Here is a 20,882-nt window from a genome sequence, read left to right on the forward strand (position 1 = left end):
GTCAGCGGGGCGTGTCGGCGGGCAGCCCGAGCGCCTCGCGGAGGTGATCGAGCACCTCGGCCTGCTTGTCGATCAGATAGAAGTGGTGCCCGGGGAGCACCCGGAGCTGGAAATCCCCTGTGGTGCACCGCCGCCAGTCGGCGACCTCGGGCACCAGCGCTTCGGGGTCGTCGTCGCCGGTGATCGCGGTGACCGGCAGCGACAGCGGCGCGCCGAAGGTGGGCCGGTACGTCTCGACGAGGCGGTAGTCGGCCCGCAGCGTGGGCAGCAGCGCGGCCCGCAACTCCGGGTGCACCAACGCCTCGTCGGTGGTGCCGCCCAGGCGTCGCAGCTCGTCCCACAACTCGTCGTCGCTGCCCAGGTGCTTGACACCCGGCCGGTGGTGCTGTGGAGCCGGGCGACCGGAGACGACGAGCCGGCGCGGCGTGACACCGAGGCCGTACTGGAGCCGGTGCGCCACCTCGTACGCGACCGAGGCGCCCATGCTGTGACCGAACAGAGCGAAGTCGGTGTGCAGCAGCGGTTGCAGCGCGGCGACGATCCCGTCGACCATCGAGGCCATGTCCCGTACGCACGGCTCGTGGATCCGGTCCAGCCGGCCGGGATACTGCACCGCCACGACCTCGACCTCGGCGGGCAGCCGCACGGCCCACTGTCGGTAGAAGGTCGCGTTGCCGCTTGCGAACGGGAAGCAGACAAGGCGCAGGCTCGCGGCCGGACGCGGCCGGTATCGGCGCAGCCAGGACGCGGCCTCCGCGGTCGCCCTCACGGCCGCGCCGCCTCGTCACCGGCGGCGGCGATGGCCTTGAGGTCGTCGTCGGTCAGCGGCTGGGGCGGGGTGGAGGACAGCAGCTCCGGAGGCCCGAGCCGCAGTGTCAGGTCCTGCCACAGCTTGCACAGCGACAGGTGGTACTGGCCGCGACGCAGCGGGTCCTGCCGTTCCTGGGCCGCCTGGTGCAGCTCGGTGAGGGCGTGCGCGATGCCCGCCGGCCACAGGCTGCGGAAGATGTGCCGGTACGACGGCACGGTGGCCGGCCCGAGCACGACGGCGCTGGGCGTCTGCGCGTCGTCCGGCATTGTGGCGTAGTGCGGGTCGGCGTTGGGGTCGGCGACCTCCCGGGGGAAGTCGGGGCGGGCCGACCAGACGACAGGCCCGTGGGTGTTGACGAGTGTGAGGTTCCCGGCCTCCGTGCCGATGCTTATGCGGTGCATCAGGTGGGCGTAGTTGTCCGGGTCGGCGGGGTCCATCTGGTTCTGCACGCGCAGGGTTGTGGGCACCCCGGCCAGCACGCCGTCGAGGCTGCTGAACGGGATGTCAAGGGTCGTCGCGGCGCGCACCGTGGGGGCCGACACGGGCAGGTCACCGAAGGCGAAGGGGCGCACCCCGCCGAGGGCCTGCCCGAGGATGTCCAGCAGGGAGTAGGCGAGCTGGAACCCGGCCGCCGCGTCGATGTAGAGCGGGCGCTGCCGCCGCGTCAACTCCTGCGCCGCCGCGACGAACCGGCGTACCGGGGCGACGTGGGTGTAGAACGGGTTCAGGTGGTAGACGACGCCGTGCCGGCGGGCCGCGCGCAGGTTCTCGGCCAGCTCGTCGTGGTGCAGGGGGTGTTCCTGGAGCACGTGGATGCCACGGGCCATGAGCGCGCGGGCCAGATCCGAGCCCCGGCCGCCAAGCAGGCCGCCTCGGATCACCACGCACGCCATGTCGATGTCGTCGGGCAGCTGCTCCGGGTCCGTGTACAGCGGCGCGCCGTAGCGGCGGGCGCAGGCGCGGGAGCGTTCGCTGCCGGCGGCGAGCACGCCGGCCAACTCGAAGGGCAGGTCCGGGTTGCGGAACGCCTCCAGGTAGACCTGGCCGAATCGGGCGCCGCACACGACGACCCGGGGACGTTGCGTCACAGTGCCTCCTCCACGTGGCCGCCGACGTCGGCGGCTTCACCGTCGAACACCGTCAGGTCGCTCACCGCTGCCGAGCCGGCGAGCAGGTCCACCGCGACGCGCGGGTCGAGCGCCTCCCCCGCGTGGTGCGGGCCGACGGCAAGGGTTCCCTCGGTGAGCGCCGCCACGGCGACGGCGGCGAACGCGCCGGTGAGCGCGCTGGCGTTGTCGCCGCGCAGCACGAGGGTCTGTGCGTCACCGGCGACGGTTGTCAGCTCGACGACGATCAGTTGGTAGGTCGCGTGCCCGAAGGCGTCGAGTTCGGCGGCGCGGCGCAGTGCCTCGGGGGCGTCCACACCGGCCGGCGGCTGGCGCAGCACCTGCGCGACGTGCGGGCCGGCGAAGACGGAGTGCCAGGTGGCGTCCGTGACACCAAGCGACCGGGCCACCCGTTCCAGTTCGGTGCTCAGGTACGGCACGGCAGTTGCCAGCTCCGGAAAGAACGGCAACTCGGCGTCGGTACGTGTGGGCAGCGGCTGCCGCGCGCGTACGCCCCCTGTCAACGCCGCCCCGGCCGTACCGAATCCCTCTCCCACGCGGAGGTAGTCGGCTGCGGCGGTGGCGGTGAACCGGTCGCGACCGCCGAGGTAGCCGAGCAGCCGGCGCGGCCGGTCCGACAGGGTGGCGGCGAGATAGCGGGGCAGCAGTGCGCTCAGCCCCGGCATCATGCCGGCGGAGATCACGGCGATCCGCCCCGGCACCCGCGCCACCAGTGCCTCCACCTGCTCCCACAGGACGTCGTCGCCTGCGGCGTCGACGTAGTCGGCACCGCTGGCGAGCGCCGCCCGCGCCACCCGGTCCTCGACGAGGTAGGCCGGGCCGGCGCAGTTGAGCACGACGTCGCAGCCGGTGCAGAAGCGGTGCAGCGCCTCGGTGTCGTTGATGTCGAGGACCTCGACGGTGGGCGGGGGACCGCCGGTGGCGGCGAGCCCGTGGCACAGCGCGTCGAGGGGTGCGCGGCGGCGGCCGGCGAGGCGCAGCACGTGCCGGCCCCTGCGGTGCAGCTCCGCCACGGCGGCGGCACCGACGGCACCTGCCGCACCGACGACGCCCACCACGGGAGCCAGCCCGGTCACCGGAGACCTCCCCGATCGTGCCCGGCGTCGGGCGAGGGCCTGTTCATCACGCCGGTCCGGGCGCGGCAGCGAGCGCGGCGGCCAGCGCGGCGGGCTCCGCGGACCAGCGCAGCCGCTCCGCAGGCAGCGCCGTGTCGACCACGTCGAGGTTGCCGAGGCAGAGGTCCTCCCAGAACTCGATCTCCGCGTCCCGTGCCGGCTGCACAAGCGTGATGTCGCCGGCGTAGATGGATGGCTCGTGGCGTGCGAGGGCGTCGCGCACTCCGGCGGCGGGATCGTCCGCGCTGCCCGGTCCGGGCCGGTGGCCAGCGAACAGGCGCAGCCCTTCGACGAGCACCCCCCGTTCGGTCAGGTTGCGGGCCACCTCTACGGCGAGGACCGCCATCGGTCCGTGGGCGAGCAGTTCCACCTGGGGCAGGTCGGCGTCGACGACCGCCTGGGCGTACGCGGCTGCGGCGTTGTCCACCGAGGGCAGCAGCTCCAGCCCGGCGCCGGTGAACACCCAGGCGGGGGCGGCCGGGTGCAGCGCGGCCGCGAGCGGCCCCACCCCGTCGGACGATCCCGACTCGTCGGGCAGGAAGATCCGGGGCACGCCGGTGCCCTCGGCGTGCACGGCGACGAGCAGTTCGGCCGACCGTTGCTGGCCGGCCTCCTGCGGCTGCTCCCCGGCGGCGTCGGCGGCGGTGGTCAGCCACTGCGCGAGCCGAGCGATGGTCGCCAGTTCGAGCAGGTTGCGCAGCACCTCGTCGAAGAACAGCGCGCGTGCCGGTGGCAGTTCCTCGATGATGCGCCCGGCCAGCTGGGCGGCGACAAGCGAGTCCCCGCCGAGCTCGAACAGGTTGCCGTCGCGACCGACAGGCGTGCCCAGGGCCTCGCTCCACATCGCGACCAGGTCCCGTTCCAGCTCGGTCTCGGGTGCCGCGCCGGCAAGCCCGGCCCGCGCCCCGCCCTGCCGGCGACCCAGCCGCCCCGCGAGGGACCGGCGGTCGATCTTGCCGTTGTCGGTGACCGGCAGTTCGTCGAGGATCTCCACGGTGCCGGGCACCATGTACTCGGGCAGCCGGGCACGCATGTGGTCGGTGAGCGCCCGTGGGTGCACGGGTGCGCGGTCGGCCTTGAACCGGGCCGCGAGCACGCACATGCCCATCCGCCCGACGAATGTGTCCTCCGCCGGAAGGCAGACGCTTGTGTCGGCACCCGCCCGGTCGAGGATGTCCCGCCACCTGTCGCGGGCGAGGAACACCGTTCCGGTCCCGGCGCGGTCGTCGGTGAAGTCGCCGGTGGCGTCGTCGAGCCGGACCAGCAGCTCCAGCGACGTCATGATCTGGTAGTGGTCCCGGGTCATCTCCAGGGCCACAAGCCATCCGCCGGGGGCGAGCAACCCGCGCAGCCGATCCAGGACCCGGTCGACGTCGGCGGTGGCGTGCAGCACGTCCCCGGCGACGACGAGGTCGAAGGAGTTCGGCGCGAGGCCCTGCTCGGTGGGGTCGGCGTCCAGGTCGTACAGGCCGAACCGGACCCCTGGCACCTCCGCGAAGCGGGCCTGCGACTGCCCCGCGAAGTAGGGCGACAGGTCGGTGCACAGGTAGTCGATGTCGTGCCCGGCGAGCGCGTCGAGCACCGCGGCTGTGGTGCCGCCGCCACCCGCGCCGACCTCCAGCACGCGCAGCGGGCCGGGGTGCCGGCGGCGGCTGCCGAGCTCCGCCACGACGGCACCGGCGGCCCGGTTGGCCCACCTGTTGAACACCGCCTCCTCGTAGAGCTGCTGCGAGACGTCGAGCCGGCCCTCGGGGAAGAGCAGTTGAAGTGGGTCCTCGTCCCCGCGGAGCAGGGCTGGCAGGTGGCGGATGCTCCCCCGGAAGTAGTCCAGCAGGCGTTCCTCACCCGGCAGCGCCGCCGCGTCGACGGCCGCCCACGCGACGTCGAGCGCGTCGGATGCGACGACGTCGACCAGCCGGTAGTGGTCGCCGTCGACGGCCAGCAGGCCCTCGGTGACCAGGGCGGCGAGCCAGCGGCGCAGCAGCCTGTGGTGCCGGGGCGCGGCGTCGGTGGCGGCCACGATCTCGGCGGCGGTGTGCCGGTCGTCGGGCGTGGCGAACATTCCCGCGCGGCGGAAGGTGTCCAGCATGGCGGGCAGGGCCACCTGGTCGAGCCGGTGGGCGTACTCCAGGTAGCGGTCCGGGTCGACGCCGTCGAGCGCGGCGTCGCCGGCCCGTGCCGCGACGCCGTCCAGGTCGGCCACGTCAGCGGCCGGCGGCGTCGCGGCGGCGGGCTGCGCGAAGGCGACGAGGGTACGCTCCATCGGCTGGTCGCCCGCGACGAGCACCGCCGCGGCGGCGACGTCGGGATGGCTCTGCAACGCCGTCTCGATCTCGGCCAGCTCGATCCGGTGGCCACGGATCTTGACCTGGTGGTCCTCCCGGCCGAGGAACTCGATGTCGCCGTCGGGCAGGTAGCGGCCCAGGTCGCCCGTGCGGTACAGGCGCTCGCCCGTGGCGGGGTGCACGATGAACCGCTCTGCCGTGCGCTCGGGGTCGTGCAGGTAGCCGCGTGCGAGGCCCACGCCGCCGATGAACAGCTCTCCGGTCACCCAGTCGGGGCAGGGCCGCAGGAGCGGGTCGAGGACGTGGAAGGTCTGGTTGGCGAGCGGCCGGCCGTACGGGATGCTTGCCCAGTCCTCGCCGACAGTCCCGACGGGGTAGTGGATCGACCAGATGGACGCCTCGGTCGCCCCGCCGAGGCTCACCACGTCGAGGCCGGGCACCTGGGCACGGATCTGGTCGGGCAGGGCCACCGGGATCCAGTCGCCGGAGAGCATCGCCAGCCGCAGGGTGGGCAGCGCGGCGCCGGCCACCCCGAGATAGCCGGAGAGCATCTGGAGCTGGGCGGGAACGGAGTTCCACACCGTCACACCGTGGGCGGCCACCAGGTCGGCCCAGTGCGACGGGTCCGCGCGCCGCTCGTCGTCGGGGACGACAAGCGCCCCGCCGACGGAGAGCGGGCCGAAGATGTCATAGACCGACAGGTCGAAGCCGAGCTGGGACAGGGCGAGCACCCGATCCCGCTCACCGACGCCGAACCGTGCGTTGATGTCGAGGACGGTGTTCAACGCCGCCTCGTGGGTGATCATGACGCCCTTCGGCGTGCCTGTGGAGCCCGAGGTGTGGATGACGTACGCGAGGTCCTCGGGCCGCGAACCACCCGGCTCGCTCGGCGGGTCGGCCGGCGGCACCTCGTCAAGCGCGACGACGACCACCCCGGACGGCCAGGACCCGCCGGCCAGGTCACGGGAGGTCAGCACGTGCCGTACGCCCGCGCCGGTGAGGATCGTCTCGCGCCGGGCCACGGGCTGCGCGGTGTCCACAGGCACGTACACCGCGCCGGCGAGCAGCGCGCCGAGAACGGCCACGACCTGCCCGGGGCCGCGTTCCAGGGTCACCCCGACGAGGTCGCCGGACCCGCAGCCCGATTCGGCGAGCCGGGCGGCGACGCCTGTGGCGCGGGCGGCCAGGTCGGCGTAGGTGAGCGTGGTCGTGCCGTGGATGACCGCAGGGGCGTCCGGGGTACGACGGGCCTGGGCGAAGACCGCATCGTGCAGGCGGGCGCGGGTCAGCGGGGCGGCGGTGGCGTTGATCTCCTCGCGGCGGCGGCGCTGCCGCTGCGGCAGCAGGCTCGACGGGACCCGCTGCCACGCCTGGTCGTCGGTGGCAAGCTGACGCAGCAACTGCTCGAAGGCGGCGAACATGTCGTCGACGACGCCGTCGGGCAGCACACCCTCACGCACGTCCCAGTTGGTCGACAGCCCGCCGTCACGCTCGGAGTTCTGGCAGTCGATGGCCACCTGCGGGGTCTGGCTGATCCCGTAGCCCATCTGCCCCTGCGACGCCGATGCCGTGGCACCGGCCTCGCCCAGACCGATGGCGCTTGTGAAGACGACGGGGAACAACGCCGCGTCGGCGCCGCGTCGACGGGTGATCTCGCGCATCACCTCGATGCCGGAGAACGCCCGGTGGTCCATGTCCTGCCAGAGCTGGGCCTGCACGCCCCGAGCCCAGCGGTCGAAGGTGTCCGCCTCGCCCTGGTCGACCGCGAGCAGTTCCACACCTGTGAAGTCGCCGACGACGGCCGGCACCTGGGGATGCAGGGGCAGCCGGTTGAGCAGCGTGACGTTGAGGGTGAACGTGGGACGGCGGCTCCACGCGGCGATGACGTGCGCGTACGCCGCCAGAACCGCGCAGGACGGGCTCACGTCGTGCTGGCCGGCGTGCTTGCGCAGGCCCTCCCACAGCTCGGGTTCCAGGCTGGCGGCCAGCCGGCGGAACCGGCCCTCGGTCTGCCGGGCGCGGCCGGTAAGTGGCAGCTCCGGGCCGGGCGGCAGCTCGTCCACGCGGCGCAGCCAGTAGTCACGGTCGGCCTCCCGGTGGCCCGCCGTCCAGCTCCGCTCGGCCAGCAGGTAGTCCCGGAAGCCGATCTCCAGCTCGGGCAGCGGCCCGTCGTCGTGGTAGAGGCGGTGCAGCTCGTCGAGGATGATCTGGATGCTGACGAAGTCGGCGATGAGGAAGTCCACCGAGACGTGCAGCACCGCCTCGTCGTCGCCACGGGTCACGCGCGCCTCGAACAGGGGCCAGGTGTCGGGGCGGAACACCCTGTGGTCCATCTCGGACCGCACCTCGACCACGCCGCTGTCGAACTCGTCGCGGTCGCGCCCGCGCATGTCGCGTACGGCGACGTGGTAGTCGTCGACATGCGGCAGGACCCGCTGCGAACCGTCGATGTCGATCACCGCGCGGAGCATGTCGTGCCGGGCGATGAGCGCCCGCCAGGCGCGTGTCATCCGCTCCGGGTCCAGGTCCGGGTAGTGCAGCTCGCCGTAGCCGTGGCAGGCGACACCGCCGTAGGCGAATGTGGAGCCGCGGCCCAGCAGGTACGCCGACTGCACCTCGGTGACCGGGAACGGGTCGTGGCGGTGCTCCGTGTCCGGCACGACGCGCGGCATCCGGCCGTTGGCCAGGTGGGCGAGGATCTCGTCGCGGCGGGCCCGCAGCAGCGTGCGCCGCTCGTCGGTCATGAAGCCGGCGGGCGCGCGGAACTTCAGCGCGCCGTCCTCGACCCACAGCCGCAGACCGGCCCGTTCGAGGTCGCTGACCAGCCGATCGACGGGGATGCGGGGGTCGTTGCTCATATGACACCTTCCTCGACGTCGTCGTGGGCCGACGTACGGAGCTGCTCGTCGACGGCGGCCGCGAGCTGGGCGAGCACGGGTACGGCGAACAGTTGTCGCAATGTCATGTCCACGCCGAGCCGCTGGCGCAGCGCCTCCAGCAGGCGGGTGGCAAGCATGCTGTCCCCGCCCAGGGCGAAGAAGCTGTGCCGACGGTCGTCGACCGGGTGGTCGAGCAGTTGCGACCAGAGCGTGGCGAGAAGTTCCTCGGTGGGCCCCTTGGGCGGCTCGGCAGTGTCGTCGAGCGGGTCGGCGCGCAGCAGCGTTCCGAGCCGCTGGCGGTCGACCTTGCCGTTGGCGGTTAGCGGCAACTGGTCCACGGTCACGACGTACTCGGGCACCATGTACGCGGGCAGCCGCTCGGCCAGCCAGCCGGCCAGGTCCGGTTCCGTACCCCCGGTGGTGGGTACGACAGCGAGGCCGATGTGCTGTGTCGGCGCCTGACCGACGACCATCGCCACCGCCCGCCCGACGAGCGGGTGGGCCTCGGCGACGGCCTCGATCTCACCCAATTCGATGCGGTGCCCGCGCACCTTGACCTGAAAGTCGACCCGGCCGAGGAACTCCAACGTCCCGTCCGGCCAGTACCGGCCGAGGTCGCCGGTGCGGTACCAGCGGCGGCCCTCGTCGTCGACGCCGAACTGCCGGGCGGTCAACTCGGGGGCGTTGCGGTAGCCCAGTGCCACCCCGGCGCCGCCGATGCGCAGTTCCCCGGGCACCCAGTCCGGGCAGTCCCTGTCGCGTGAGTCGGTCACCCGGTAGCGCTGGTTGCGCAGCGGGCGGCCGTACGGGATGGAGCGCCAGTGCTCCGGCACCGACGCGACCTCGCAGGCGTTCGACCAGATCGCGGCCTCGGTGGCACCGCCGAGGGCGACGAACCGGGCGTGCGGGGCGACCCGCGTCAGCCGGTCCGGCAGGTCCAGGCCGATCCAGTCACCGGACACCAGTGCCAGCCGCAGGCTCGCGGGCGGGTGGTCGCCGGCCGCCACGAGCAGCATGTCCAGCAGCGCGGGCACCGAGTTCCAGACGGTCACACCCCATCGGTGGGCCAGCCAGGCCCAGCGGCGTGCCTCCCGGCGGTCCTCGTCGGCAAGCACGACAAGCGCGCCGCCGGCCGCCAACAGCCCGAAGATGTCGTAGACGGACAGGTCGAAGTCCAGCGCCGACACCGCGAGCACCCGATCCTGGGGTCCGACGCCGTACCGGGAGTTGATGTCGGTCACCGTGTTGACGGCGGCCCGGTGGGTGATCTCCACCCCCTTGGGCTCGCCCGTGGAGCCGGAGGTGAAGATCGTGTACGCCAGCGAATCTGGGGCGACAGTCACCGGCCCGCGCAGCCGCGGCCCGTTCACGTCGGCCGCCACGGTCGGCAGATGCTGCCCATCGTGACGGCCCACCACTGCTGTCACCTGCGCCTTGGCGTGGATCCGATTACGGCGGACGGCGGGCTGGTCGACACTTACGGGCACGTACGACGCGCCGGCGGCCAGCACGCCGAGCACTGCGGCGACCTGGTCCGGCCCGCGCGGCACGGTTACGGCGACGGCGTCGCCCGGTTCCACACCGGCGCGCAGCAGCGCCCCGGCGATCCGCAGCGCGCGGGTGGCCAGCTCGCCGTAGCTGATCGACGTCTCGCCGTACGCGACGGCGAGCCGGTCGGGGTCGCGGGCCGCGTGGGCGAAGAACGGCCCGTGCAGGGTGTGTGCGGGCGCCGGGGCGTCGGTGGCGTTGACGGCGGCCCGGACCGCGCGCTGGCCCGGCGGCAGCATGTCCGGCAGCGGCCGGTCCCAGTCGCCGTCGGCGAGCCAGCACAGCAGCCGGTGATAGGCGTCGAACATGGCGTCGAGCAGCCCGTCGGGGAACAGCTCGTCGACGCTGTCCCAGTTGAAGGTCAGCCCGCCGTCGCGTTCCATCACCTGGTTGTCCAGCCACACCTGCGGGGTCTGCGAGATGCCCCAGGTCAGCTCGCCGAACGGGAACCGCATGTTGACCAGGTCCGCGGCCACGCCGAGCGCGCTTGTGAACACGATCGGCATGCTGACCGTGCCGCTGCTGCGCCGGCGCGCCAGCTCCCGCAGCACCCACAGGGCGGAGACGTCGTTGTGTTCCAGCCCGGCCCACATGTCCTGCTGGAACCGGTGCGTGGTCTCCCGCCACGACTGCCCCGCGGCCCCTCGGTAGCTGACCAGGATCAGCGAGGTGAAGTCGCCGAGGATCGCGCCGATGTCGGGGTGCACGTCGTGGCGTTGGAACATGGTCAGGTTGAGCGTCAGCTCGTCCTGCCCGCTGTACGCGCTGAGCACCTCGGCGTACGCGGTGGCGAGGACGGCCGCCGGGGTGAGCCGGTGGTCCCGGGCACGCCTGTTGATCGCCGCCCACTGCTGCGGGGTGAGGCTGCGCTCGCGGCGGACGAACCGTGGGGCGACAAGGGTTTCGGGGTCGACGGCGAGCGGCAGCGCGGGAGCCGGGGCGATGTCGTCAAGGCGTCCCCGCCAGTACGCCCCCGCCCGCTCGACTGCCTCCGGCGGCGGCGCCGCGCCGAGCACGTAGTCGCGGAACGACACCCCCAGCGGGCGCAGTTCGGCGTCGGGGTCGCGGTAGAGGGTGGACAGCTCGGAGAAGAAGACGACGATGCTCAGCGCGTCGAGCACTATGTAGTCGAAGCTGAACGCGACGCGGGTGCCACCGGGATGACGCACGGCCTGGATGTCGATGAGCGGCCACCGGGACGGGTCCGGGACCCGGTGGGACAGCTGCTCGCGCAGCGTCGCCAGGCTCTCCCGCCCCTCGTGCACGGTGATGGTGAACGGCGGCACCTCGGGCAGGATCCGCTGGTCGCCGTTGTCGTCGAAGACGGCGCGGAGCATCTCGTGCCGGGCGATGAGCGTGTCGACCGCCCGGCGCAGTCGGTCGAGGTCGACGTCCCCGCCGTCGAACTCCCAGTACCAGTGGGAGCCGACCCCGCCGAGCGCGAAGTCCGCGGTGCGCCCCATCCAGTAGGCGCGCTGCACGTCGGTGGGCGGGAACGGGTCGTGCCGGTGGGCCGGGTCGGCGGTCAGCGCACGGCGCTCGGCGGATGCGCCCGCCGTGTCAGTGGTTCGCAGCCGCACCGCGAAGCCGGCGAGGTCTCGGGCGTGGAACAGGTGGTGCAGTTCGGCGCCGGCGATGCCGGTCTCCCGCAGCCGGGCCAGCAGTCGGGTGGCGACAAGGCTGTCGCCGCCGAGGGCGAAGAAGTTGTCCTCCCGGTGCACCTCGGGCACGTCGAGCAGCTCCGACCAGAGGGCTGCCACCGCCGTCTCGACCTCGCCCCGGGGTGCGGTGCCGGCGACCGCCGGCCGCGCGGCGACCAGGTCCGGCAGCCGGGCACGGTCGATCTTGCCGTTGGCCGACAGCGGGAACGCGTCGAGGACCACCACGACGGCCGGCACCATGTACGGCGGCAGTTGTTCGGCGGCACGCTGCCGGATCGCCTGGGGGTCGGCGTCAGCCCGGGTGACGGTGACGGCGACGGCGAGGGTGGCCCCCTCGACGACCTGTGCCACCGCGCGGGAGACGTCCGGGTCGCGCTCCAGCGCGGCCTCGATCTCGCCCAGCTCGATCCGGTGTCCCCGGATCTTGACCTGGAAGTCGGTACGCCCGAGGAAGTCCACAGTGCCGTCGGGCCAGTACCGGGCCAGGTCACCGGTGCGGTACCAGCGCTGCCCGGCATGCTCGACGAACCGGTCGGCGGTCCGCTGCGGGTCGCCCGCGTAGCCGGTGGCGACCGATCGGCCGCCGATCCACAGCTCGCCGGGCACCCAGTCGGGCCGGTCCCGGCCGTGCTCGTCGACGACCCGCATGAGCTGGTTGCGCAGCGGCACGCCGTAGGGCACCGACCGCCAGTGCGGCGGCGGGTCGACCGGGGCGGACTGCACCGTCGAGTGGATCGCCGTCTCGGTGGTGCCGCCGAGGCCGTACAGCCGGCTGCCCGGGGCCACACTTGCCAGCCGACCGGCCAGGTCGAGGCCGACCCGGTCGCCGCCGAGCACGGCGAGCCGCAGCGGCAACGCCCCGACCCCACCCGGCGCCCCGGTCTCGGCCTGGGTCAGCAGCAGGTCGAGCAGTGCCGGGACGGACTGCCAGATCGTCACCCGGTGCTCGTTAACCAGGCGCAGCCAGGCCGCCGGGTCGCGGCGGGTGTCCTCGGTGACGGTGACGACGGCGCCGCCCCTGCCGAGCAGGGCGAACATGTCGAACACGGACAGGTCGAAGTCGAGGGCCGAGACCGCGAGGACGCGGTCGTCCGGGCCGATCGCGAACCGTTGTACGAGGTCGTCGAGGGTGTTCCGGGCCGCCCGGTGGGGCACCCGCACCCCCTTCGGCCGGCCTGTGGAGCCGGAGGTGAACAGCAGGTAGGCGTCCTGCTCGGGGTCGACGAGCGGCGCGTCGTCGCGCACCGGCACGCCGACGGTGGGGACGGTGAGCGTGGTCGAGGAGTCGACCGACCCGTTCGCGGCGGCGGTGACGGTGAACCGGGCCGCCGCGGTGGCCTGGATCAGCTCACGCCGGGCGTCGGGCTGGTCGACGCCGATCGGCACGTACACGCCGCCGGCCCGCAGCACGCCGAGCACCGCCACGATCTGGTCGGGGCCCTTCGGCAGCGTGACGGCGACGGCGTCACCGGGTGCCAGGCCACGGGCGGTCAGTTCGTCGGCAAGCGCCTGCGCCCGGCCCGCCAGCTCGCCGTAGGTGAGCACGCCCGCCTGGTCCGGCCCGGCCAGCACCGCAGGCCGGTCGGGCTCACGGGCAGCCCAGGCGAACACGTCGCCGTGCAGCGGCCCGTCGGCGGTAGGGCCGGCGGTGTCGTTGGCCGCCGCCCGCGCGGCGAGTGTGTGGGCGGGCAACGCGATCGGCGCGCGCCCGGACCAGTCCGTGGCCGGGTCGAGCAGCCAGTCGACGATCCCCAGGTAGGCGGCGAACATGTCGTCGACGAACCCGTCGGGGAACAACTCGTCGACGACGTCCCAGTTGAGGTAGAGGCCGTCCTCGCGCTCGGTGATCTGATAGTCGAGCCATACCTGTGGGGTCTGCGACATGGTCCAGCCGGGCAGGCCGAAGCAGTCCCGGACCTCGGCGTCGAACAACTCGCCGAGGCTCAACGCGCTTGTGAAGACGACCGGCGCACCGACGGGCTGCCCGGTCCGGGCGCGGGACAGGTCGCGCATGACGTCGATCCCGCTGTACGCCGAGTGGGCGGCGTCGCTGCGCAGCCGCCCCTGGTGCCGACGGACGAGGTCGACGAAGCCGGACGGTCCGGTCGTGTCGATCTCCAGCAGGATCAGGTTGGTGAAGTCGCCGACGACCGCGCCGACCTCGGGATGGACGGGGCGCCTGTCGTACATCGGCAGGTTCAGCACGAATCGGCCGCTGCTGCTCCACGCGGCCAGCACCTCGGCGAAGGCGGCGAGGAACACCATCGACAGGGTGACTCCCGCCGCAGCAGAGCGCTGTTCCAGCTCCGCCTGCTGCTGGGGGGTCAGCCAGTGGTAGCGGCGGACCACGCGGTGACCCTCCACGGTGGCCGGGTCCACGGCGGTCGGCAGTTGGGGCGGGCCGGGCAGGGTGTCCAGCCGGTCGCGCCAGTACTCGCGGGCCCGATCCCGGGCCTCGTCGGGACGGGAGGCGACGGTCGCCAGGTAGGCGGGGTAGCTGAGGCTCACGGGAGCCATCTGCCGGCCCGGGTCGCGGTAGAAGGCCGCCAGGTCCGACAGGATGAGCCGGAAGCTGTGCGCGTCGGCGACAAGCATCTCGACGTGTACGTGCACCCGCGTGGCACCGCCGGGCAGCAGGGACAGTTGGATGTCGAAGGTCTCCGACTCCTCCACCCGCAGCCGCCGGTGGGACAGCAGGTGGCGCAGCCGGGCCAACTCCTCCTCGCACCGCTGCGGCGAAAGCTCACGCAGGTCGTGCACTGTCAGGCCCGGCCACCGGCTCTCCGGAAGAATCCGCTGGGTGCCGTCGGTGTGGAACTCCGCCCGCAGCATGCCGTGCCGACGCAGGACCGCGCGGACGGCGGCGTCGAGCCGGTCGGGGTCGACACCGGCACCGTCGAACTCGTTGTAGAAGTGGGCGCCCACGCCACCGAGGGGCTGCCCGTCCGCCCGGCCGACCCAGTACGCGTGCTGCATCGTGGCCAGGCCGAACGGCGCGGACTCGTCCACGACCACCGGCGGCAACTGCGCCGGTCGGGCCTCGGCGTCGCGCTCCTCGATCAGGTGCCACCACTGTGCGAGGGTGCGCCACTCGATGAGCTCACTGAAGGTGACCGGGACGCCCTGACTGTGCCAGCGGCTGGCCAGCCGCATGAGCGCGATCGAGTCGAGGCCGAGCATCAGCAGGTCGTCGTCGTCCCCCACAAGTGACGGCGGGCAGCCGAGGGCCTCCGCGACGTCCTCTCGAATCCGGTCGAGGGTCAGGGTCGGATCGGTGTCGACGGCAACGTCCAATGTCGCGTCTCCTCAGTAAGCCTCTACCACGTCTCCGCTCGGCTGGCGCTAAGCTATCAGCGACTTGCGACTCGGGTCCAGAGATAGTCGCTAAGACTCGGAAAGACTCGTCACAAAGACGAGGGTGGGACCGCCGACGGACGGGGGACGGCGTGGGCGAAGGGCTCGGCAGCGGTGAGTGCCTGGTCTGGCGATGCCCGGCCGGGCCGGTCCCCGAGCGGCTGCACGCCCTGCTCGACGACGCCGAGCGGGCACGGGCGCGACGGCTGGGCCACGACGTGGCACGTAACCGCTTCGTGGCGGGCCGTGTCGCGGCGCGGCTGCTGGCCGCCAGGTACGCCGACACCACTCCACGTGAGGTCGTCTTCTCCTCGACGTGCCGACACTGCACCGGCCCACACGGCCGGCTGGAGGTGCACACCCACGCGGGTGTGCTGCACGTGTCGGTGTCGCACTCGGCCGAACGGATCCTGGTGGCGATCGCCCGGGACACGGTCTGCGGAGTGGACATCGAGCGGGTGGCCCTACGCGGTGACCGGATCCCCGTCTCGGCACTCTCCCCTGTCGAGCGTCGGGTGCTCGCCGACCTGCCGCAGCCGCGGCGACTCGCCGCGTTCGTCAGGTACTGGACCCGCAAGGAGGCCATCCTCAAGGCGACCGGGGACGGCCTCGTGCCGTCGCCGGCCGACCTCACCGTCAGCGCCCCGGATGCCCCCGCACGCCTTCTGAGCTGGGATAACCGGCCGCCGCCGCAGATCGGCGTGCACCTGCTCGACCTGGCCGTCGGCGACGACTACCGGGGCGCGCTGGCGACCCTCGGCCGCCCACTGTCGGTTGTCGAGCGTGATGTTGACCCTCGTACAGAGGCGAGTCACCTATGATGAACCCCATCGCACGGATTGATCAACACGCGAGAAGAGGCTTCATGTCGGAACGTTCGTTCTCTCCGGTCATCCCCTTCCTCCGCTACCAGGACCCGACGGCTGCCGTCGACTGGCTCGTCAACGCGTTCGGCTTGGAGCGCTTCGACGTCACCGAGGTCGACGGCAAGGTGGTGCACGCCGAGCTGAGCTGGGGCACCTCCACCATCCAGCTCGGTGGCGGCGGTCCACACGACACGCTGGGCATGGTCAGCCCACGCGAACTGCCCGCCACCAGCGGTGGCATCTACATCTGCGTCGGCGACGCGGCGGACGTCGACAAGCACCACGAGCGGGCGGTGCAGGCCGGCGCCAAGCTGGTCTACGAGCTGCACGACACCTCGTACGGCTCCCGCGACTACGGGGTCTACGACCTTGAGGGTCACGTCTGGAGCTTCGGAAGCTACCTGCCCCGTGAAGCGTCGGCGTAGGGTTCTCGACAAACACGCGTAAACACTTGCCCGGGTGGCGGGTTCGGGCCAAGACTGGAAGGCATGGTTGCCTCTGGTCTGCCGCCCAGGTTCGACGCGCTCGACCCCGCCGTCCTGGAAGACCCCTATCCGACCTACGCCCAGCTGCGCGAGGCCGGGCCGCTGTGCCGGATCGGCCCCGGCAGTTGGGGCGTCACCCGACACGCCGACGTCGTGGCGTTGCAGCGTGACCCCCGCCTCGGCAGCGAGTTTCCCGAGCCCTACCACCACCTGTCGGTTGGCGAGGGCCCGGCCAGCCAGTTCTTCCAGCGCATCATGCTCTACCGCGACCCGCCGGACCACGTCCGGCTCCGGCGGCTGATGGGTGGCGCCTTCACCCCGGCCGTGGTGCGGCGGATGCGCGGCTACATCGAGCAGACCGTGGACCAGCTCCTGACCCCGGCGCTGGAGACCGGCACCTGCGACGTGGTGCGCGACCTGGCGTACCCGCTGCCGGTGTTGGTGGTGTCCACGTTGATGGGCATCCCGCCCGAGGCTCACGACGACGTCCGGCAACACGCCATGAGTCTCGGGCGGGCCTTCAGCGCCATCGTTCCCGAGGCCTCCCGGGGTGCGGCGCACGAGTCCGTCGAGTGGCTGCGCAAATACATCGGTGGCCTGCTCGACGAGCGGCGCGCCGCGCCCGGGGACGACCTGCTGTCGGCGCTGTTGCAGGCCGAGGACGACGGGGACCGGCTCAGCCACGACGAGATCGTGGACAACACCGTCTTCTCGTTCTTCGCCGGTTTCGAAACCACAGTCCACCTCATCACCAACGGGTTCGCCGCGCTGCTGCGGGCGCCGGACCAGTTCGCCCTCCTGCGCGCCAACCCCGGCCTGGTGCCCAGCGCGGTGGAGGAGTTCCTCCGCTTCGAGGCGCCCATCCAGGGCACCGCCCGGCTGGTGCGGGAACCTGTGCAGATCGGGTCGCGCACCGTACGGGCCGGGCGGGTGCTGGTGCTGATGCTCGGTTCGGCCAACCACGACGAGGCGGTCTTCCGCTCCCCCGGCACGCTTGACGTCACCCGCGACCCGAACCCGCACGTCACTTTCGGCGGCGGCGGTCACCTGTGCCTGGGCGCGTTCCTGGCCCGCACGGAGGCGCAGGTCGCCTTCGACTGGGTGCTGCGTCGCACGCGCTCGGTGGAGCAGGCCGGCGAGTTGGTCCGGGAGACCGACACGCCGTTCCGCGCCTTCGCCAACGTGCCGCTGGCCGTCCGGCCCGCCTGACGCCTGTGGCCGCCCGGCGGGCCCGGCCCCCACGGCCGCGCGCCGCGCCGGGCGGTACGGGCATGGCCGGCGGGCCCGGCTTCCCGGCTGATCCTCCGACCAGCCGGGCCGCCGGGCGGGGCCGGATCAGGCCGGGGTGGCGGTCAGGATGGTGAGTGTGGCTGTCGGCCGGACGGTGTCCAGCCGCAGCCCGGCCCGGTCGAGCAGGGTCGCGGTCTCCTCGGCCGTACGGTGGGTGCCGCCGGTGAGCACAAGCGTGTGCACGTCGTACAGCTTGGCCACGTCGAAGGTGTCCCCGGACGGCAGGACGGCCTCCAGCAGCAGCAGGCGGCTGTCCGGTCGCATCGCCTCCCGGACCCGCCGGAGCACCTCCACCACCTGGTCGTCGCCGAACCCGGGCAGCACGGTCTTGAGCAGGTACGCGTCAGCGGCGGCGGGCAGCGCGTCGAAGAAGCTGCCGGGGACGATCTCGCACCTGTCGCGCACCCCTGCCTCGGTCAGCACCCGCTCCGCGGCCGCAACGACGTGCGGCAGGTCCAGGAGGGTGCCGCGCATCGCGGGGTACCGCGCGAGCAGGCCGCCGAGGAACCCGCCGTCACCTCCGCCGACGTCGACCACGTGGGCCAACTCTCCCCACGGGTGACAGGGCAGCACGGTACGCAGGTGCAGTCGGGTGATCGCGTGCATCCAGCGGTCCACCCGCCGGCTCTCGTCCGGGTTTCCGGCCAGGTGGCTCCAGTAGTCGGTGCCGTGCGCCCGGTCGAAGGCGGCCTCGCCGGTGCGCAGGCTGTGCGGCAGCATCGCCCATGCTTGCACGTCGGAGGCGAGCAGGGTGTAGACGGCGCGCATCGACATCGGGTGGTCGCTGCGCAGCGGCTGGGCCAGTGGGGTCAGGGCGAACACCTCCGGCTCCGGTTCGGTGAAGATGCCCTTGGCCGCCAGCGCCCGCAACGCCCGGCACAGTGACCGCTCGTGCACACCTGTCTCGGCGGCGAGTTCGGCCACGGGCCGGGGCCCGTCGACGAGCAGGTCGGCGATGCCCAGGTCGCTGATCGCCCGCACCGTCATCGGCACGATGACATCGGTCAGCTCCGCCAGCCGCATCAGCGATGCCAGGTCCATCGGCGGCCGTTGCCGGACGCCCGTTCGCTCAACCACCGCGTCTGCCCTCCACGAATTGGATCAGATTCAGCTGGACGAGCCCGTCCCGCACGCGAGGGGTCATCAGTCCGATCTGGTCGAGTGCCCGGCCCACCCGGGAGAAGATGGCCTGCCGGTAGGCGACCATCAGCTCGTTGCGGGCGGCGAAGTCGAGTCCCTCGGCTAGGGGGACCTCCATGCGATCCCAGATGTCGCCGAGCAGGAACCGGCGGCGGATCAGGGCTGCGGACTCCAGCACCAGTTCCTCCCGCTCGGTCCGCTCGTGGGAGGTCATCTCGTCGTACAGGCCGCGCAACGACAGCACGCCGAACGACACGTGCCGGGCCTCGTCCCGCGCCACGAGGCCGGTGATCTGCTTGATCAGCGGGTCGTGGAAGGTGCTGTGGGCCAGCCGGAAGGCGGCCATCGCCAGCGCCTCGACCATGATCTGCATGCCCAGCGAGATGATGTCCCAGCGGTTGTCTTCGAGGATGTCGGTGAGCAACAGCTCCAGCGGCTCGGAGATCGGGTAGGGCCGCTGGATCTTCTCCCCCAGGTAGCGGGAGAAGACCTCCACGTGGCGCGCCTCGTCCACCGCCTGCGTCGCGGCGTACAGCTTGCTGTCCAGTCCTGAGACGATCTCCACAAGCCGGGCGGCGACCACCATCGCCGCCTGCTCGCCGTGCAGGAACTGGCTGACCATCCACGCCTGAAGTTCCCAGCGGAACTCGTCCCAGGCGGGACGGCCTCGCGCGGCAAGCGGGGAGGCGGCGAAACCGGCCATGGCAAAGGCGGAGTCGTCGGGCAGTGGCGCCCCGAAGGGTACGTCGCGGTGCCAGTCGATCTCGTCGACGCTCCACTGCGCCTGCTTGGCACGCTGGTAGAGCGAGGCGGTGCGGGTGTCGGAGGACTCGTAGTTCCAGTTGAGCCGGGCGTCCTGGGTGGAACGCACTACCAACTCACTCATAGCAGCAAAGACTAGTTCGCCAGGCTCGCAAAGCCAACGACAAAAGCTATCCTGCTGTCTGTGGAAGCACGCGACACACCAGCCTCGGTGTCCCAGCGCCTGTTGTGGATGATCAAGCACTACCGCGCGGACTTCGGCGCGCTCAACTGCCCGGTCGTCTGCCGCATCGTGGGCGACCTGGACGAGCGGGCGTTGCAGGCGGCCGTCGACCAGCTCGTGGTCCGACACGAGGCGCTGCGGACGACCTTCCACGGCCGCGGCGCGCGTCTCGTGCAACGCGTGCACGCCCCGCGCCCGCAGCCGCTGGCCTGGCCGGACACGGTGGCGGGCGAGTCGACGGACGCGGCGCTGGCACGGGAGCTCCAGACGCCTATCGACGCCGGGGAGTGGCCGGCGCGGGCAAGCATCTGGCGTGTCGGCCCACAGGAGCACCTGTTCTGCCTCAACCTGCACCACCTCGTCACCGACGCGTGGTCCACAGGCATCCTGCTGCGCGACCTGGTCGCCTGCTACGACGCCGCCTGTGGCGGGGCCAGTGTCCCCACACCCACGGGTTGGCAGATGTCCCGCTTCGCGCAGGCGCAGCAGGAGCTGCTGGCCTCGGATCGGCTGGCCCGGTACCAGCGGTACTGGCGGCGGCAACTGGCCGGCAGCGAGATCCCCCGGCTCGACGCGCTCTATCCCGCCCCGGACGCCACCGACACGGTCGCCGGGGCGACCCGATCCGTCGCGGCGGAGCTTCCCGCCGCGACTGTGGCCGGGCTGCGCGAGCTGGCCAAGCGGGAGAAGACGACGATGTTCACGGTGCTGCTGGCGGCCTTCCACGCCCAACTGCACCGCCTGACCGGTCAGCCCGACCTGGCTGTCGCGTCGATGTTCGCCAACCGGTCCCGGCCCGAGGTACGCGACACCGTCGGCCTGCTCGCCGGCATGGTGCTGCTGCGCGCCCAGGTGGCCCGTCAACAGCGCTTCACCGATCTGGTACGCCACGTGCACGGCGCGGTGATCAGCGCGTTCGCGTACCAGGATCTGCCCTTCCACCTGCTGCCGACAGGCATCGTCGACACCGGCGGCGGACGGGCCGACGACGTGATGTTCAACGTGATGTCGCCCCTGCGGCATGACCTGACCGGCGGCGGGGCGCGCTTCGAGCTCGTGGTTCCCACGGAGATCGGCAGCCGCTTCCCGTTCGAGCTGGCCCTGGCCCCGGTCGGTGAGCACCGGGTGCAGGCAGTGCTGTTCCGCGCCGGAGGCTGGGCTGACCCAGGGCTCGGGCAGGACTTCCTGGCCGGCTACCTGGACGTGGCGGCAGCGGCGGCGCGGCGTCCGGACGGTGCGCTGCCACCGCCCGGACGGTGACGGGTCACGGCAACGGTATTGACATCGTCGCAGGCATCCTGAGAACCTTCCAGAACATACTCGTAAATGCACGTGG

11 protein-coding genes are annotated in these 20,882 nt (G+C 72.4%); 4 read left to right on the plus strand and 7 right to left on the minus strand.

Annotated features, from left to right (window positions below; translation table 11 throughout):
* Position 1 precedes the first annotated feature (1 nt).
* From ACFY2Q_RS00185 to ACFY2Q_RS00205, 5 genes are read right to left on the minus strand one after another with little or no spacing between them, the layout of a single operon-like run.
* Positions 2–769 carry a thioesterase II family protein gene (locus ACFY2Q_RS00185; RefSeq protein ID WP_387125993.1) on the minus strand — a complete coding sequence of 256 codons (768 nt, stop codon included), beginning with the start codon at positions 767–769 and terminating at the stop codon, positions 2–4.
* Positions 766–1,899 (minus strand): Gfo/Idh/MocA family oxidoreductase, encoded by a 1,134-nt coding sequence (locus tag ACFY2Q_RS00190; protein WP_387125995.1) that lies wholly within the window; start codon positions 1,897–1,899, stop codon positions 766–768. Before ACFY2Q_RS00190 ends, ACFY2Q_RS00185 begins: the two co-directional genes overlap by 4 nt.
* Complete coding sequence (locus tag ACFY2Q_RS00195) at positions 1,896–3,014, minus strand: saccharopine dehydrogenase NADP-binding domain-containing protein (RefSeq protein WP_387125997.1); 1,119 nt, start codon at positions 3,012–3,014, stop codon at positions 1,896–1,898. The genes ACFY2Q_RS00190 and ACFY2Q_RS00195 overlap by 4 nt, the downstream gene beginning before the upstream one ends.
* A gap of 46 nt (positions 3,015–3,060) precedes the next feature.
* The gene (locus ACFY2Q_RS00200; RefSeq protein ID WP_387125999.1) at positions 3,061–8,196 is read right to left on the minus strand and encodes an amino acid adenylation domain-containing protein; all 5,136 of its coding nucleotides are present in this window, start codon (positions 8,194–8,196) and stop codon (positions 3,061–3,063) included.
* The gene (locus ACFY2Q_RS00205) at positions 8,193–14,720 is read right to left on the minus strand and encodes an amino acid adenylation domain-containing protein (RefSeq protein ID WP_387126001.1); all 6,528 of its coding nucleotides are present in this window, start codon (positions 14,718–14,720) and stop codon (positions 8,193–8,195) included. Before ACFY2Q_RS00205 ends, ACFY2Q_RS00200 begins: the two co-directional genes overlap by 4 nt.
* Before the next feature lie 152 nt (positions 14,721–14,872).
* On the opposite strand from ACFY2Q_RS00205, the gene ACFY2Q_RS00210 reads away from it, so the two are divergent.
* From ACFY2Q_RS00210 to ACFY2Q_RS00220, 3 genes are all read left to right on the plus strand, one after another.
* A complete protein-coding gene (locus ACFY2Q_RS00210) occupies positions 14,873–15,601 on the plus strand; it encodes a 4'-phosphopantetheinyl transferase family protein (RefSeq protein ID WP_387126003.1) in 729 nt (242 codons plus the stop codon).
* A gap of 44 nt (positions 15,602–15,645) precedes the next feature.
* Entirely contained in the window at positions 15,646–16,071 is a 426-nt protein-coding gene (locus ACFY2Q_RS00215; protein ID WP_387126006.1) for a VOC family protein, read from the plus strand.
* Between the two features lie 63 nt (positions 16,072–16,134).
* Positions 16,135–17,340 carry a cytochrome P450 gene (locus ACFY2Q_RS00220; RefSeq protein ID WP_387126009.1) on the plus strand — a complete coding sequence of 402 codons (1,206 nt, stop codon included), beginning with the start codon at positions 16,135–16,137 and terminating at the stop codon, positions 17,338–17,340.
* Between the two features lie 126 nt (positions 17,341–17,466).
* On the opposite strand, the gene ACFY2Q_RS00225 is transcribed toward ACFY2Q_RS00220, so the two are convergent.
* Together ACFY2Q_RS00225 and ACFY2Q_RS00230 are read right to left on the minus strand one after the other, a co-directional pair.
* Positions 17,467–18,462, minus strand: coding sequence for a methyltransferase (locus ACFY2Q_RS00225; RefSeq protein WP_387127508.1), 996 nt, complete (start codon positions 18,460–18,462; stop codon positions 17,467–17,469).
* Between the two features lie 28 nt (positions 18,463–18,490).
* A complete protein-coding gene (locus ACFY2Q_RS00230; protein WP_387126011.1) occupies positions 18,491–19,447 on the minus strand; it encodes a ferritin-like domain-containing protein in 957 nt (318 codons plus the stop codon).
* Between the two features lie 60 nt (positions 19,448–19,507).
* Between ACFY2Q_RS00230 and ACFY2Q_RS00235 the strand changes: the two genes are divergently transcribed.
* Positions 19,508–20,806 carry a condensation domain-containing protein gene (locus tag ACFY2Q_RS00235; RefSeq protein WP_387126013.1) on the plus strand — a complete coding sequence of 433 codons (1,299 nt, stop codon included), beginning with the start codon at positions 19,508–19,510 and terminating at the stop codon, positions 20,804–20,806.
* The last annotated feature ends 76 nt before the right edge of the window (positions 20,807–20,882 follow it).

The organism is Micromonospora sp. NPDC000316, assembly GCF_042898885.1.
Classification (GTDB): domain Bacteria; phylum Actinomycetota; class Actinomycetes; order Mycobacteriales; family Micromonosporaceae; genus Micromonospora.